The sequence below is a fragment of the Thermomonospora curvata DSM 43183 genome (genome assembly GCF_000024385.1).
GTDB classification, from domain to species: Bacteria; Actinomycetota; Actinomycetes; order Streptosporangiales; family Streptosporangiaceae; genus Thermomonospora; species Thermomonospora curvata.
Genome location: NC_013510.1, coordinates 3348184 through 3362660 on the forward strand (window position 1 = coordinate 3348184; position 14477 = coordinate 3362660).

Annotated in this window: 15 protein-coding genes; 1 reads left to right on the forward strand and 14 read right to left on the reverse strand. The window is 74.4% G+C overall.

Annotated elements, in window-relative coordinates:
* Positions 1–76 precede the first annotated feature (76 nt).
* From TCUR_RS14145 to TCUR_RS14210, 14 genes are all read right to left on the reverse strand, one after another.
* On the reverse strand, positions 77–1162 hold the full coding sequence (locus tag TCUR_RS14145; RefSeq protein WP_012853196.1) for a hypothetical protein: 1086 nt from the start codon (positions 1160–1162) through the stop codon (positions 77–79).
* Positions 1163–1307: 145 nt separating this feature from the next.
* The gene (locus tag TCUR_RS14150; protein WP_041439752.1) at positions 1308–2087 is read right to left on the reverse strand and encodes a hypothetical protein; all 780 of its coding nucleotides are present in this window, start codon (positions 2085–2087) and stop codon (positions 1308–1310) included.
* Positions 2088–2207: 120 nt separating this feature from the next.
* A complete protein-coding gene (locus TCUR_RS26040) occupies positions 2208–2915 on the reverse strand; it encodes a VIT1/CCC1 transporter family protein (protein ID WP_012853198.1) in 708 nt (235 codons plus the stop codon).
* Positions 2916–2939: 24 nt separating this feature from the next.
* A complete protein-coding gene (lgt, locus tag TCUR_RS25030; RefSeq protein ID WP_012853199.1) occupies positions 2940–4436 on the reverse strand; it encodes a prolipoprotein diacylglyceryl transferase in 1497 nt (498 codons plus the stop codon).
* 211 nt (positions 4437–4647) lie between these two features.
* Positions 4648–5418: a DsbA family protein gene (locus TCUR_RS14165; RefSeq protein ID WP_012853200.1), complete on the reverse strand. Its 771-nt coding sequence runs from the start codon at positions 5416–5418 to the stop codon at positions 4648–4650.
* Positions 5419–5504: 86 nt separating this feature from the next.
* The gene (locus TCUR_RS14170) at positions 5505–6191 is read right to left on the reverse strand and encodes a MauE/DoxX family redox-associated membrane protein (RefSeq protein WP_012853201.1); all 687 of its coding nucleotides are present in this window, start codon (positions 6189–6191) and stop codon (positions 5505–5507) included.
* A gap of 209 nt (positions 6192–6400) precedes the next feature.
* A complete protein-coding gene (gene trpA / locus TCUR_RS14175; RefSeq protein ID WP_012853202.1) occupies positions 6401–7222 on the reverse strand; it encodes a tryptophan synthase subunit alpha in 822 nt (273 codons plus the stop codon).
* The gene (gene trpB / locus TCUR_RS14180; protein ID WP_012853203.1) at positions 7219–8493 is read right to left on the reverse strand and encodes a tryptophan synthase subunit beta; all 1275 of its coding nucleotides are present in this window, start codon (positions 8491–8493) and stop codon (positions 7219–7221) included. Before trpB ends, trpA begins: the two co-directional genes overlap by 4 nt.
* Positions 8494–8592: 99 nt before the next feature.
* On the reverse strand, positions 8593–9399 hold the full coding sequence (gene trpC, locus TCUR_RS14185; protein ID WP_012853204.1) for an indole-3-glycerol phosphate synthase TrpC: 807 nt from the start codon (positions 9397–9399) through the stop codon (positions 8593–8595).
* A gap of 91 nt (positions 9400–9490) precedes the next feature.
* Positions 9491–9919, reverse strand: a complete 429-nt coding sequence (locus TCUR_RS14190) for a DUF2752 domain-containing protein (protein WP_012853205.1) — start codon at positions 9917–9919, stop codon at positions 9491–9493.
* A gap of 44 nt (positions 9920–9963) precedes the next feature.
* On the reverse strand, positions 9964–10626 hold the full coding sequence (locus TCUR_RS14195; protein WP_012853206.1) for a winged helix-turn-helix transcriptional regulator: 663 nt from the start codon (positions 10624–10626) through the stop codon (positions 9964–9966).
* Between the two features lie 88 nt (positions 10627–10714).
* A complete protein-coding gene (locus tag TCUR_RS14200) occupies positions 10715–11314 on the reverse strand; it encodes a Trp biosynthesis-associated membrane protein (protein ID WP_012853207.1) in 600 nt (199 codons plus the stop codon).
* A 2-nt stretch (positions 11315–11316) separates the two neighbouring features.
* Positions 11317–11694, reverse strand: coding sequence for a phosphoribosyl-AMP cyclohydrolase (hisI, locus tag TCUR_RS14205; RefSeq protein WP_041441860.1), 378 nt, complete (start codon positions 11692–11694; stop codon positions 11317–11319).
* 110 nt (positions 11695–11804) lie between these two features.
* Entirely contained in the window at positions 11805–12011 is a 207-nt protein-coding gene (locus tag TCUR_RS14210; RefSeq protein ID WP_012853209.1) for a cold-shock protein, read from the reverse strand.
* Positions 12012–12644: 633 nt separating this feature from the next.
* On the opposite strand from TCUR_RS14210, the gene TCUR_RS14215 reads away from it, so the two are divergent.
* Positions 12645–14471 carry an ABC transporter ATP-binding protein gene (locus tag TCUR_RS14215; RefSeq protein WP_012853210.1) on the forward strand — a complete coding sequence of 609 codons (1827 nt, stop codon included), beginning with the start codon at positions 12645–12647 and terminating at the stop codon, positions 14469–14471.
* The last annotated feature ends 6 nt before the right edge of the window (positions 14472–14477 follow it).

Genomic DNA, 14477 nt, shown 5'->3' on the forward strand with positions numbered 1-14477 from the left:
ACGTGGGGTTTCGGCCGGCTGAGCGGTCCGCGCACTCCCCCAGGATACGGTCTGAAAATATTCCTATTCGACGCCGCTACTTGACGCCGGCGGCGCGACCCAGCACGGCCGGCGCCTTGCCGCCCTCGATCAGCAGCGCCAGCAGCGCCCCGTCGGTCTCCTCACCGGTGCCGTCCAGCCGCTGCGCCCAGGCGATCACCGCGTAGTGCCCCATCGCCAGCCCACGGGCCATGCTGAACCCCCGCCCGAAATCCGCCAGAGAGTACACCCCGGCGGTGGCGGACCCCGAGGGCCGCAAGGTGACCGTGGGGGTGGCGACGACCCCGCCGGGGGTGTCGGTCAGCGGCCGGACGAAGCCGCCGCGGCCCCGGCCGAGCGCCTCCACCAGCCGGTCGGCGTCGGCGGAGGTGGCCAGGTTGAAGATCGTGACGCTGAGCGCATAACCCCGCCGGGTGTCGGCGTACATGCCGCGGACGGCCTGGGTGCAGCCGCCCCGGCGCAGCTCCTCGCCGAGCGCCGCGCCCCAGACCGCCTCGGCGCAGTCGCCGTCCACCCGGGCGCCGACCAGGCGCAGCCGGCTGCGGGCGGCGGCGACGGTCAGGCTGCGGGCCGCGGCGGGGAACGCCTCCTGCTCGGTGAGCGGCTCGCTGTCTTCTTCCCGCCGGTCGATGCCCTCGTACACGGAGCTGGAGGGAGAGCTGGAGTAGGAGGAGGGCGCCGAGCCGCTGCCGGCCGGGCGGCCCACCGACGACCGCGGCCCCGCGGGACCGGAGGCGTTCTCATCCCCTCCCACGAGGATCGTCACCACGACCACGGCGGCGACGACGGCCAGGGCGCCGGCCGCCGCCAGCAGGACCTTGGAGCGGGGCAACGCCACGCCCGCCGGGCGGGCGGCCGTCTTATGACCGGATCGTTTCTGGGAGGCGCCCTTCAGCAGGCCCCCGGCGGCCTTGCCGGGGCCGCGCCGGGCGGCGGGAACAGAGGCCTGCCGGGGTGCCGGGCGTTCGGCGGGCTCGGGCCGGCCGGCGCGGCCGGGACGGCCGCGGCCGGAGGGGCGGCGCGGACCGGGCCGGCCGACGGGGCGCCCGCCGCTCCCCCACCCCGGGGGCGGGCCGGAACCGGCCTCCTGCCCGGGATCGGCGGCGGGTCCCGGACGTCGCATCCGTCCGGAGGCATCCGGAACGCGCCGGGAACCCGACGCGGGCGGTCCGGCGGGGCTGGCGGTGGGCCGGCGGCCCCGCCGGGCGCCGGGTTCGTCGTCTCTCACGTGGGGGGAGGATACTCGCAGAGCAGCGCCGCCGTGACCGTCAGTTCGTCCTCCTGGCGTCCGGCAGCAGCTGCATCCGCGCCCACACGAAGTCGCCGGGCTTCTCCACCGCCAAACTGACGTCGATCATCTCGTTGAGGTTGGCCGGCTGCTCGCCCCCGGCCCGCTGCACCCAGGCGATCACCACATAGTGGCCGTAGATCTGGGCGTAGGCGGCGCTGAAGCCCTTGCCGAAGTCGCTCACCCCCGGCGCCTGCAGCGGCACCACGAACCCGGCCTCGGCCTGGGGGTTGAGGTCGCGGACGATCTGCTCGGCGCCCGCCTGGTCGGCCAGGTTGATGGCGATGAACTGGCCCACGTGCTTTTTGTCGCCGCTGACGTAGGCGCCGCGCACGATCTGGTTGCAGCCGTACTTGGCCAGGTCGGCCTGGAGACGCTCCCCCCAGGTGACGGCCTTGCAGTCGGCTGAGACGTCCGAGCCGGCCAGGGTGAAGGCGTACTTGCGGTAGGTGACGGTCTTGACCGCGGGGGTGAACACCTCGCCTTCGTTCAGCGGCCGGGGATCGGCGGTGCGGCTGCCGAGCCTGGCGGTGTCCCGGTTGGCCATGGAGGGGGTGAACACGGTCGGCAGGACGGTGGCCTGCGCGCCGCCGCCTTTTTCGTCGCCGCCGCCCATCATCAGCACCGCCGCCACCGCGACCGCGATGACGGCCACCGCGGCCACGGCGCCGATCAGCAGCGGTTTCTTAGAGCGGCCCGGCTCGGGGCGCCGGGACCGGTCGGTCGGCCGGAAGTCCTCTTCGGCCTGGTGCGTGGTCATGGGTGAGCCCGATCCGCTCACTTCGCCTCCGGTTCACCAACGTGGATCAGCAGCGGTGAGCCTATCGGCCGGCGGCCTTCGGCGTACCGAAAAGGCCATTACATCCCTTTGCCGGACTGATCACAGCGCGGCGACGCCGATGAGCGAGCCGACCAGGTAGGTGACCGCGGCGGCGGCCGCGCCGAAGGCCAGCTGGCGCAGCCCGGAGAACCACCAGGGACGGGCCGTCACCTGCGCCACCAGCGCCCCGGCCCCGAACAGGCCGGCGGCCGCCACCAGGGCCGCCGGCCACAGGGCGCTCGCCCCCAGCAGGTAGGGAATCACCGGCAGCACCGCGCCCACCGAGAACGCCAGGAAGGAGGAGACACCCGCCAGCAGCGGGGACGGCAGGCGGCCGGGCTCCACGCCCAGCTCGTCGCGGGCGTGGACGCGCAGGGCCTGGCGGGGGTCGCGGGAGATCTGCCGGGCGGCCTCGGCGGCCACCTCCCGCTCCACCCCCAGCGCCACCAGCCGATCGGTCAGCTCGGCCAGCTCGGCCTGGGGATGGCGGTCCAGCTCCCGCCGCTCCACCTCGATCTCGGCCCGGGCCAGATCCGCCTGAGAGGCCACCGAGACGTACTCTCCCACTCCCATGGAGAAGGCCCCGGAGGCCAGTCCCGCCAACCCGGCCAGCACCACCACCGACGGCTTCACCCCGCCCCCGGCGACCCCGGCGATCAGGGCGAAGTTGGACACCAGCCCGTCCATCGCGCCGAATACCGCCGGCCGCAGCCACCCGCCGGTGACGTCGCGATGCTCATGTCCGGAAGTGTGGGCGGTGGTGCTCACGCTCTCATCCTTCGGTCCGGCTCCTCAGCGGGCGTCCTCGGCGGGCTCGGCCGTACGGCCGGCCCGTTGCGCTCCCTTCCCCTCGCCGGGCGTCCCACCCCCGTCCGCGGCCCGGGCGTCGGAAGTCTCCTCCGGCGGGCCACCGGCCGCAGCGGTTCCGGGAGCGGGTCCGTCCCCGGTCGACGACTCATTCTGCCCGGCCGGCTCGGAGGCGGCTCGCTCGCCGGCGGTGTCTTCCGCCTCGTCCGGCTCGCCCGGCGGCGCGGAGGCGGGCTCAGGCCGCTCCCCGGTCTCGGTGGCGGCCTGCGTCCCGGCCGCGGACGGTTCCTTCTCCGTTCCGGACGCAAGCCCCGGCCCGGAGCCGGTCACGGCCGGTTCGTCCTCCGCCTCGGGCACTGAGCCGGCCCCGGCCGCAGTCGCTCCGTCTCCCGCCTCCGAGGCAGGCTCGGCCCGCTCGCCGGAGGCCGGAGCGGATCCGGTCGGCTCGGACGCGGGTTCGGGCCGCTCTCCCGCCGGGGACGGCGAAGCCGGCCCGGCCGCGGCGGACTCGCCGCCCGGCCCCGGTGTCGTCTCGGGTTCGGAGCGCTCGGCGGGTTCTGAAGCCGATCCGGCCGCGCTCTCCCCAGGCGCGGCGGGCCGGTCCCGCCCGGTCTCCGCGTGCGGGGCGGCGGGGTCCTTGACGGTGACGGCCTCAGGCGAGGTCCGGTTGCGGGCCAGCCACAGGTAGGCGACCGCGCCGGCGAAGACGACCAGGCACGTCCAGTCGTTGAGACGCAGGCCCGCGATCACGTGGGCCTCGTCGATGCGCAGCCACTCGATCCAGAAGCGGCCCACGGTGTAGCCGGCGACATAGAGGGCGAAGGTGCGGCCGTGGGTGAGGGTGAAGCGGCGGCCCGCCCAGATCACCACCAGCGCCAATCCCGCGCACCACAGCGACTCGTACAGGAACGTCGGGTGGTAGGTGGCCACGTCGGCGTAGCGGGGGTCGATGGCGCTGGTGCCGGGGATCCTGGGACGGTGCTCGGGGTCGATCTCCAAGGCCCACCAGGTGTTCAGGGGCCGGCCGTACAGTTCCTGGTTCCACCAGTTGCCCCAGCGTCCGATGGCCTGGGCCAGCGCCAGGCCGGGGGCGATGGCGTCGCCGAGGGCCAGCACCGACACGCCGCGGCGGCGGCAGCCGATCCAGGCGCCCAGGGCGCCCAGGGCGATGGCGCCCCAGATGCCCAGCCCGCCTTCCCAGACCCGCACGGCGCGGCCCGGGTCGCCGCCGTCGCCGAAGTAACGCTGCCAGTCGGTGATCACGTGGTAGAGCCGTCCGCCGAGCAGGCCGAACGGCACCGCCCACACGGCCACGTCGATGACCACGCCGGGGGTGCCGCCCTTGGCGGCCCAGCGCCGTTCGCCCAGCCAGACCGCGACCACGATGCCCGCGATGATCATCAGGGCGTAGGCGCGGATGGGGATGGGCCCGAGGTGCCAGACCCCCTCGGCGGGGCTTGGAATCGTCGCAAGCGGCTGCATGAGCGTTGACGTTACCGCTTTCCGCCCGGTGGTCAGGGCCGGTCGCCCAGCTTGATCACCCGGTCTTGCCGGAGGGCGGTCCCGGCCGGGGCCGCGTCCGCCGGTGGCGGGAGGCGGGGTGCGCCTTCAGCGGCGCGGCCGTCCGGCGTCATGGACGGGGCCTGATGGCGGGCCATGCCCGTCATCAGGCCCCGTCGGGTTCGTCTGCGGGTCAGCCGGAGGAGGGCGCCGGGGAGGCCGGCGCGTTCCGGACGGCCTCGCGCATGCCCTCGGGGGTGAAGACGGCCACGTCGCCGAGCTTGTTGCCGTTGAGGGCGACCCAGGGGGTGCTCTGCACACCGGCCTTGTCGGCGATGTCGTTGGCCTGGTCAACCAGCGACTGCCGCTCGGTGTTCTTGACGCACTTTTCGAACGCCTCGCCGGTGATGCCGACGTCCGCGGCCCAGTCGATCAGGTCGTCGTTCTTGAAGCCGGTCCGGCTCTCGGGGCCCTGCTCTTCGAACAGCTTGTCGTGGTAGGCCAGCCACTTGTCGGCCGGGGCGCACAGCGAGGCGTTCAACGCCCGCAGCGAGTTGCCCCGGGTCGGCTCGGGGGAGGCCCGGAACAGTGAGAACGGCCGGTAGATGACCTTGACCTCGCCGTCGGCGGCCAGCTGCTTGATGGTCTTGCCGGTGGCCTCTTCGAACTTCTGGCACGCCGGGCACTGGAAGTCCTCGTAAATCTCCAGCACCGGGCCGGTGACCCCCGGCTGGGCCATCACGATCGACCCGTCGGACTGCCGCGACACCGGCGCGGTCGCCACCGCCTCGCCGTCGTCGCCGCCGGCCCGCACCAGCACCACCGCGACCACCACGACGGCGATCAGCGCGATCGCGCCGCCGCTGACCAGCAGGGCGCGCAGCCGCTTGCGGCGCTGTTCCTCACGGCGGCGCTGCTCGGCCAGCCGCTCGCGGGCGTTGCGATAGCGCTCGGCCTTGCTCATCGACCTATCTCTCCTTTTGCACGTTCACAGCCGCGGCCGGGCGCGCGAAGAGGCGCCGGCCGCCCTCCGCGGGCCCCGCGGCCTTTTCAGTCCTGGTACAGACCGATCTTGCGGTCCAGCGCGAACCTGCCGGGGGGCCATGCGGCCACCCACGCCGCCAGCGCCAAAAAGCCCAGGTCGCGCATGATCTCACCGAGGTAGGGCGGGTCGTCGATCTGGCCGCCGCCGCCGAAGCAGCCGCAGTCGATCTTCAGTCCGCGCGCCCAGGCGGAGGCGATCCCGACGATGAACACCACCATCAGCAGGCCCGACAGCGCCCCGCTGAACCGGGTGGCGAACCCGGCCAGCAGCAGCGCCGCCAGCACGATCTCCAGGATCGGCAGCCCGACGCCGACCGGGGTGATCAGCCCCTCCGGCAGCAGCTGGTAGGACTCGACCGCCAGTTCCTGCAGCGCCGGGGGCTCGGTGGCCTTGGCCAGGCCGGCCCAGCCCAGCACCACCGCCAGCCCGGCGCGGGCGGCGGCGGTGGTCATCTGGTCGGCGGCGCGTCCGGTGGCGGCGGCCCAGCCGAGCAGGGCGATGAGCGCCGCTCCCCCGGCGATCCCCGCCCACTGCTGGGCGACCTTGGCCCAGGCCGCCCAGGCCAGCAGCACCGTCAGGGCGAACGTCACCGCGGGCAGCGTCCAGGGCGGCGGGCCGCCGGACGGCGAGGGTGCGGCGTCGGGGATGCCCGTCGCATCGCGCGCCTTGTCTCGCGCCTTGTCTGTGACCACCGTCGCGTCGCCTTCCCCATTGATGGACGCGGATGTATCCGACCGTACGCTAACCGGCTCCGCATAAGCGGGGCGTCAGCGCCGGGGCCATCCTCCCACGGGCACCCGCCGGTCCCCGGCCGTACCCGCCCTGGCGTGTCCGCGGCCGTATGCGCGCGGCGGCGGGCCGAAAGGCCCGCCGCCGCGATCGTGGGTTCCGCCCGGCCCGCTCAGGCGCCCCGGCGCACGCCTTCGGCCAGTTCGGCGGCGAACTCGCCGACGGCGCGGACGGCGGAGGCCTCATCGGGGGCGTCCAGCAGCCGCCGCACGAACGCCGACCCGACGATCACCCCGTCGGCGAAGGAGGCGACCTCGGCGGCCTGCTCCCCGTTGCTCACCCCGAGGCCCAGCCCGATCGGCAGCGCGGGCGCCTCGGGCGGGCGCCGGTCGAGCACCTTGCGGGTCCGCTCCACCAGGCCCGGGGCGCCGGTGTTCACGGCGCTGCGGGTGCCGGTGACGCCCATCAGGGACGCGGCGTAGACGAAGCCCCGGCACACGTTGGTGATCTTGGTCAGGCGCTCCTCGGTGGAGGTGAGCGCGACCAGGAAGACGCGATCCAGGTCGTGGGCGTCGGAGGCGGCCAGCCAGGGCTCGGCCTCCTCCGGGGTGAGGTCGGGGGTGATCAGCCCCGCCCCGCCGGCCGACTTCAGGTCGCGGGCGAAGGCGTCCACACCGTAGCGGTCGATGGGGTTCCAGTAGGTCATGACCAGCGTGGGCGCGCCGGTGGCGGCGATCGCCTCGACGGTGCGCAGCACGTCGGCGACGCGGGTGCCGCCGGTCAGCGCCCGGTGGACGGCGTCCTGGATGGTGGGGCCGTCCATGAGCGGGTCGCTGTAGGGCAGGCCGACCTCGATGATGTCGCAGCCGGCCTCGACCATGGCGGTGGCGGCGGCGATGGCGCCCTGGTGGGAGGGGAACCCGGCGGGCAGGTAGCCGACGAGGGCGGCGCGGCCCTCGGCCTTGGCCTTCTCGAACGCGACGGTCGCACTCACTGGGCGTTCTCCTCTCCCGTCACGTCCTCCCCGGTGACGAAGCCGAACCAGCGGGCGGCGGTGTGCATGTCCTTGTCGCCGCGGCCCGACAGGCACACCACGATGACCGGTTCCTCATCGAGCTCGGCGGCCAGCTGCGGGCCGATCCGCAGCGCCCCGGCCAGGGCGTGGGCGGACTCGATGGCCGGGATGATGCCCTCGGTGCGGCACAGCAGGGCGAAGGCGTCCATCGCCTCGGCGTCGCTGACCGCCTGGTAGACGGCGCGTCCGGTGTCGTGCAGCCAGGCGTGCTCGGGGCCGACGCCCGGGTAGTCCAGCCCGGCCGACACCGAGTGGGTCTCCAGGGTCTGGCCCTCCTCGTCCTGCAGCAGGAAGGTGCGCATGCCGTGGATGACGCCCAGGGAGCCGCCGGTCAGGGTGGCGGCGTGCCGGCCGGTCTGCACGCCGTCGCCGCCGGCCTCAAAGCCGTACAGCCGCACCTGGGCGTCGGGGATGAAGGCGTGGAAGATGCCGATGGCGTTGGAGCCGCCGCCCACGCAGGCGGCGACCGCGTCCGGCAGCCTGCCGGTCAGCTCCAGCACCTGGTTGCGGGCCTCGGTGCCGATGACGCGGTGGAAGTCGCGGACCATCATCGGGAACGGGTGGGGGCCCATGACCGAGCCGATGCAGTAGTGGGTGTCGTCCACGGTGGCGACCCAGTCGCGGAAGGCCTCGTTGACGGCGTCCTTGAGGGTGCGGCTGCCGGTGGTGACCGGGACGACCTCGGCGCCGAGCATCCGCATGCGGGCGACGTTGAGGGCCTGGCGCCGGGTGTCGACCTCGCCCATGTAGACGGTGCATTCCAGCCCCAGCAGGGCGGCGGCGGTGGCGGTGGCCACGCCGTGCTGGCCGGCGCCGGTCTCGGCGATGATCCGCTTTTTGCCCATGCGGCGGGTCAGCAGCGCCTGCCCCAGCACGTTGTTGATCTTGTGGGAGCCGGTGTGGTTGAGGTCCTCGCGCTTGAGCAGGATGCGGGCGCCGCCGGCGTGCTCGGAGAAGCGGCGGGCCTCGGTGAGCAGGCTGGGCCGGCCGGCGTAGTCGGCCAGCAGCCGGTCCAGCTCGCCGGTGAAGGCGGGGTCGGCCATGGCGGCCTGGAACTGCTCGGTCAGCTCATCGAGCGCGGCCATCAGCGCTTCGGGGGCGAATCTGCCGCCGAAGCGGCCGTAGCGGCCGGCGGAATCGGGAAGGCTCACAGGCGCGCTGGCGGCGCCGCGCGCGACGTCGATGGTCATGGTCGGTCCTGTCGTGGAAGTAAGGCTTACCCGGGTCAAAGATGGATCGGATAAGCGCACCATCGCTCGCGCAGCGGCTCGGCGGGCATGACCGCGGCCCTACTTCCCCTGGCGCAGCGCCGGGTGCGCGCCGGCCGCGACCAGGTCGGCGACGGCCGTGCGCGGGTCGCGCCCGGTCACCAGGCTCTCCCCCACCAGCACCGCATCCGCGCCGGCGGAGGCGTAGGCCAGCAGGTCGTGCGGGCCGCGCACCCCGGACTCGGCGACCTTGACCACGTCCCGAGGGATCAGCGGGGCGAGCCGGGCGAACACTCCGCGGTCCACCTGGAGGGTCTTCAGGTCCCGGGCGTTGACGCCGATGACCTTGGCGCCGGCCTCCAGGGCCCGGGCGAGCTCCTCTTCGGTGTGCACCTCCACCAGCGGGACCAGCCCGATCGACTCGGCCCGTTCCACCAGCGACACCAGCGCGTCCTGCTCCAGGGCGGCCACGATCAGCAGTGCCAGGTCGGCGCCGTAGGCGCGGGCCTCCCACAGCTGGTAGGAGGTGACGATGAAGTCCTTGCGCAGCAGCGGCACGTCGACGTTGGCGCGCACCTCGGCCAGGTCGGCCAGGCTGCCGCCGAAGCGGCGGCGCTCGGTGAGCACGCTGATGACCTTGGCGCCGCCGGCCTCGTAGTCGCGGGCCAGCGCGGCCGGGTCGGCGATGGCGGCCAGCGCGCCCTTGGACGGGCTGGAGCGCTTGACCTCGGCGATCACCGACACCCCGTCGGAGCGCAGCGCGGCGATGGCGTCGCGCGGCGGCGGTGCGGCGGCGGCCTTCTCCTTGAGCGCGTCGAGCGGTACCGCCGCCTGCCGTTCGGCGAGATCGGCTCGGACCCCTTCCAGGATCTCCTCGAGCACACTCACAGGTAGGGCCCCCTTGTTCGCGGATGGTGCGTTCACTGATCGTAGCCCGAGACGCCGCCCGTCCCGCCACCCGACCCGGATACAGGGCGGTTCATGGCGCCAGCGCCGATGCGAAGGGCAGGTTTCGGACCACCCAGTACACCACCACGACCCCGACAAGAACGTAAGCGACCCCCGGGCGCAGCAGCAGGGAGGCCATCGGCCGGCCGCGCGCCGACAGCACCGCCCACCGGACCCACAGGTAGCCCAGGAACGGCAGCAGCACGAACAGCAGGGGGTTGCGCCCGAAGGCCGCCGCGAGGTCCCCGTGGGCCAGGGAGTGGATCATGCGCAGCGCGCCGCAGCCCGGGCAGTACAGCCCGGTCGCGGCCAGCAGCGGGCAGGGCGGGTAGTGGCCGCTTTCGTGCGGGTCCACGGTGGCGACCAGCAGCACCGCCGCACCCGCCGCGGCCAGGACCGCCAGCGGCCCTCTCAGCCTGCGCGCCGGGCTTCCCGAGGGGCCCGCACCGACCTGCGCCATGTCTTCAGCCTATGCCGCCGCGGACGGGCCGCCGGGACGGCGCGTCAGGGGTCGACGGCGTAGCCGACGCCGCGGACGGTGCGGATCGGGCTGGCCTCGCCGAGCTTGGCGCGCAGCTGGGCGATGTGGACGTCGACGGTGCGGTTGCCGGCGCTGACGCCCGGCTCCCAGGCGGCCTCCAGGAGCTGTTCGCGGGTGAAGACCCGGCCGGGCCGTCCCATCAGAAAGCACAGCAGGTCGAACTCGGTGGCGGTGAGCGTGACGGCGCGGTCCCCGGCGGTGACGGTGCGGGCCCTGGGGTCCAGGCTGACCGCCCCGACCTGCAGCACGTGGGAGTCGTCGTCCCCGCCGCGTCCGCGCAGCGCCAGGGAGACCGCCTCCACCAGCACCCGCGGCCCGAAGGGGCGCACCAGCGTGGGCAGGTGCGGGTCGCCCAGGTCGGTGGGCTGGTCGCCGCCGACCACGCACACCACCGGCGCGCCCGCCGCGGCGTCGGCGACCTTGCGGTACAGCTCTTCCGGCGGCCGGGCCGCCGACAGGTCCAGCACGACCGCGTCCGGCCGCAGCCGGGCGACGGTGCCGGGCGCCCGGCCGGGGTCGTGTTCCAGTTCGGCCTCGAAACCGGCCCGCACCAGGTAGCGGCGGCCGAGTTCGGCCACCCCCGGCTCGTGCTCGGCCAGCAGGACCAGCCCGCCGCGCTCTTTCATGGCCGGTCAGTTCCCGAAGGGGGCCGCCGCCGCGGCGGCGTGCTCAGCGGACATCGGGTTCCTCATGGTCGCGGCCTGCCTTCCGTCCTCACCCGTCGTCTGCCGTGGGGTCCTCACCGCGGTCCAGTGACTTCCACAGCCCGACCGGATCGTCGGCGGCGGGCGCCGGGCGCGCCGGGCGGGCGGACGCCGGGACGGCGCCGGGCCGCTCGTAGCGGGCCGACAGGCCGGGCCAGCGGTGCCCGCGGGCCACGGCGAGCGCCCCGGTGACGGCCAGCAGCGCCCCGCCGGCCGCCGCCACCGCCCACCACCGGGAGACGTCGACCGCCGCCTCGCCGCTCAGGCGCAGCAGCGCGCTGCGCTCCTCGGCGACGGCCAGGACGTGGGCGTGGCGGACCGCGCCGGCCGCGCTCCAGGCCGCCGCGGCGCCCAGCAGCACCAGCAGCGCCCCGACGGCGCGGCGGGCCCAGCCCCCGGTGGCGAGCAGCGCCGCCAGCGCGGCCAGTCCCGCCCATCCCAGCGCGGTGACCGCGCCGGCCAGCTCGCCGCCGGTCAGCGTCTGTTCCACGGGGGTGAGAGCGCCGTGCGCACGGACGGCGGCCCATTGCCGGCCCCCGGCCAGCAGCACCAGGGCGGCGCCGGCCGCACCGGCCAGCGCCGCGCCGGCCCGTTCACGGCGCGGTCGCACGGTCAGCTTTCGGGACGCTCGCCGACCACGGCCTCCAGCACATCGGAGTCCCAGCAGGTGCGGTCACCGGTGTGGCAGGCGGGGCCGACCTGGTCGACTTTCAGCAAGATGGCGTCGCCGTCGCAGTCCAGCGCCACCGACTTCACCCACTGCTGATGCCCGGAGGTCTCCCCCTTGACCCAGTACTCCTGGCGGCTGCGCGACCAGTAGGTGGCGCGCCCGGTGGTCAGGGTGCGGTGCAGGGCCTCATCGTCCATCCACGCCAGCATGAGCACCTCGCCGGTGTCGTACTGCTGGGCGATGGCGGGCACCAGCCCGTTGGGGTCGCGCTTGAGGCGCGCGGCGATTTTGGGATCCAGGCCGGATGGTCGCTCGGACATGTCCTCCATTGTGCCCTCGGTGCGGGCGTGCTCGGATCGGCGGCGCGCCTGAGACGCGCATCGGGCCCCGCACCCGGTGGGTGCGGGGCCCGGCGGAAGATCGTCGGGTGTTACAGGGGACGGACCTGGTCGGCCTGCGGCCCCCGGCTGCCCTGGGTCACCTCGAACTCGACGCGCTGGTTCTCGTCGAGGGTGCGGTAACCGGACGACTGGATCGCCGAGTAGTGCACGAACACGTCCGGCCCGTCACCGTCGACGGCGATGAAGCCGTAGCCCTTCTCGGCGTTGAACCACTTCACGGTGCCCTGCTGGGGCATGTCTTTCTCCTTGCAGCAAAACTTCCGGTCCGCACCTCGCGGGCCCGGTGCGGTCGCTGCGGAACGTTCTCGCCCCCGGCACCGTCCCGGAAAGCCAAAACGCCCGCTGCCATCAGTCCGCGGGCGTTCTTGCAAACGATCGGGAACTTACGACTGCAACCGACGACTCCACCGTATCACCGCTTGGGGGCGAAGCGGAGAAGACGGCGCATCGGATTTCGGCGGAACCGGCGAAGCCGGGGCGCCGGGCGGCCGCGCGCCGGGTGCACGGCGTTTTCCGGAGGCGACGAAGGCTCTCCTGACCGTGACTTTACCCAGGGAAAATACGTACTGTTTTCACCTGTTTGCCAGTAAAAGACCATCATGTCCATCGCTCCGGCCCGGCCGCGTGAACGGTGATCCCGGGAAGGGCGCCGTGCGGATCCGGTGGCGAGAGCACCCCCGGGGCGCCGATTCCGGCGTCTTGCGCCCCCGGCGGGCGCCGCGGCGGGCCGCCCGGGCCCCGGCGGCGGCCGCCGCAGCGGCGGCGGGGAATAATCCGTCGGCCCGGGATGGTAGGCATGAGCGGGTCGAAGGGTCCCATTCACCCCACGCTCGGGCCGTGCAGGCCCCGCCATCGGACGGGAGGATGCTGTGCCAGCAGGGCCGAAGGTCGAGCCGAGGATCCTGCGCGAGGGCCTGCGGGTCCTGTGGGTCGCCATCAGGGCCGAGCCGCGCGTGTTCGCCCTCGCCGTGACGGCCAGCGCGCTGTATGCGGCGATGACCGTGGCCAGCGCCTGGGTGCTGGGCTGGGCCACCGAGCAGGTGGTGCTGCCGGCGCTGCGGCAGGGCCGGGCGGGCGCCGGCGCGCTGGCGGCGGCCGCGCTGGCGATCGTCGGCGTGGCGGTGCTCAAGGCGCTGGGCGTGGCCGGGCGGCGGTTCTACGCCGGGCTGATGCAGTACCGGATGCAGGCGCGCTACCGCCGGGCGGTGACCCGCCAGTACCTGCGGCTGCCGCTGGCCTGGCACCACCGGCACCCCACCGGCCAGCTGCTGTCGAACGCCAACGCCGACGTGGAGGCCGCCTGGGCGCCGCTGGCGCCGCTGCCGATGGCGGTGGGCGTGGCGTTCATGCTGCTGGTGGCGGCGGTCTCCATCCTGGCGGTGGACGTGCCGGTGGCGCTGGTGGGCTTTTGCGTGTTCCCGGCGATCGCGCTGCTCAACGTGGTCTACCAGCGCCGCCTGTCGCCGCTGGCGGCGCGCGCCCAGCAGCTGCGGGCCGAGGTCAGCGAGGTGGCGCACGAAAGCTTCGAAGGCGCCCTGGTGGTCAAGACGCTGGGCCGCGAACGCGCCGAGACCGAGCGGTTCACCGATCGGGCCCGGCGGTTGCGCGACGCCAACGTGGCGGTCGGCCGCGTCCGGGGGATGTTCGACCCGCTGCTGGAGGCGCTGCCGACGCTGGGCGTGCTGGCGGTGCTGCTGGTCGGCTCGGTGCGCCTGGAGTCCGGCGCGCTCAACGCCGGCGATCTGGTGGGCGTGTCGTACCTGTTCACCCTGCTGGCCTGGCCGATCCGGGCGCTGGGCTGGGTGCTGGCGGAGATCCCGCGCAGCGTGGTCGGCTGGCAGCGGGTGCGGGAGGTGCTGGACGCCTCCGGGTCGCTGCCCTATGGGGAGCACCCCCTGGACGGGGAGGGCCCGGCCGGCCTGCAGGTCGAGCGGGTGCGCTTCGCCTACGCCGGTGCGGAAGACGGGGCGCGCGTGCTGCACGATGTGTCGCTGAGCGTCGAGCCGGGCCGCACCATCGCGGTGGTGGGGCCGACCGGCTCGGGCAAGTCGACGCTGACCAGCCTGCTGGTGCGGCTGGTGGACCCGGACGAGGGCACGGTGCTGCTGGATGGGATCGACGCCCGGCGGGCCGCGCGCGGCGCGGTGGCCGCCACCGCGGCGCTGGTGCCCCAGCAGACGTTCCTGTTCGACGACACCGTGCGCGGCAACGTGACGCTGGGCGCCGACATCCCCGATGAGCGCATCTGGCAGGCGCTGCGGCTGGCGCAGGCCGACGGGTTCGTGGCGGCGCTGCCGGAGGGGCTGGACACCCGGGTCGGCGAGCGCGGCGCCACCTTGTCGGGCGGGCAGCGCCAGCGCCTGGCGCTGGCCCGGGCGCTGGTGCGCCGTCCCCGCCTGCTGGTGCTCGACGACGCCACCTCCAGCGTCGACCCGCAGGTGGAGGCCCGGATCCTGCAGGGCCTGCGGGCCGCCCAGGACGCCGGCGCCGGGGCCACGGTGATCGTGGTGGCCTACCGCAAGGCGACGATCGCGCTGGCCGACGAGGTCGTCTACCTCGAACGCGGCCGGGTGGTGGACCGCGGCGCCCATGCTGAGCTGCTGGAACGCTGCGCGGGCTACCGCGAGCTGGTCAACGCCTACGAACGGGCCGAGGCCGAGCGCCGGGCCGCGCACGGCGAGGAGGTGACCGCGTGATCAGCG

Excerpts from the sequence above, each read along its gene's own strand:
- TCUR_RS14145 (WP_012853196.1), bottom strand. The coding sequence starts at position 1,162 with ATGCGACGTCCGGGACCCGCCGCCGATCCCGGGCAGGAGGCCGGTTCC.
- TCUR_RS14150 (WP_041439752.1), bottom strand. The coding sequence starts at position 2,087 with ATGACCACGCACCAGGCCGAAGAGGACTTCCGGCCGACCGACCGGTCC.
- lgt (WP_012853199.1), bottom strand. The coding sequence starts at position 4,436 with ATGCAGCCGCTTGCGACGATTCCAAGCCCCGCCGAGGGGGTCTGGCAC.
- TCUR_RS14165 (WP_012853200.1), bottom strand. The coding sequence starts at position 5,418 with ATGAGCAAGGCCGAGCGCTATCGCAACGCCCGCGAGCGGCTGGCCGAG.
- trpB (WP_012853203.1), bottom strand. The coding sequence starts at position 8,493 with ATGACCATCGACGTCGCGCGCGGCGCCGCCAGCGCGCCTGTGAGCCTT.
- TCUR_RS14190 (WP_012853205.1), bottom strand. The coding sequence starts at position 9,919 with ATGGCGCAGGTCGGTGCGGGCCCCTCGGGAAGCCCGGCGCGCAGGCTG.
- TCUR_RS14195 (WP_012853206.1), bottom strand. The coding sequence starts at position 10,626 with ATGAAAGAGCGCGGCGGGCTGGTCCTGCTGGCCGAGCACGAGCCGGGG.
- hisI (WP_041441860.1), bottom strand. The coding sequence starts at position 11,694 with ATGTCCGAGCGACCATCCGGCCTGGATCCCAAAATCGCCGCGCGCCTC.
- TCUR_RS14210 (WP_012853209.1), bottom strand. The coding sequence starts at position 12,011 with ATGCCCCAGCAGGGCACCGTGAAGTGGTTCAACGCCGAGAAGGGCTAC.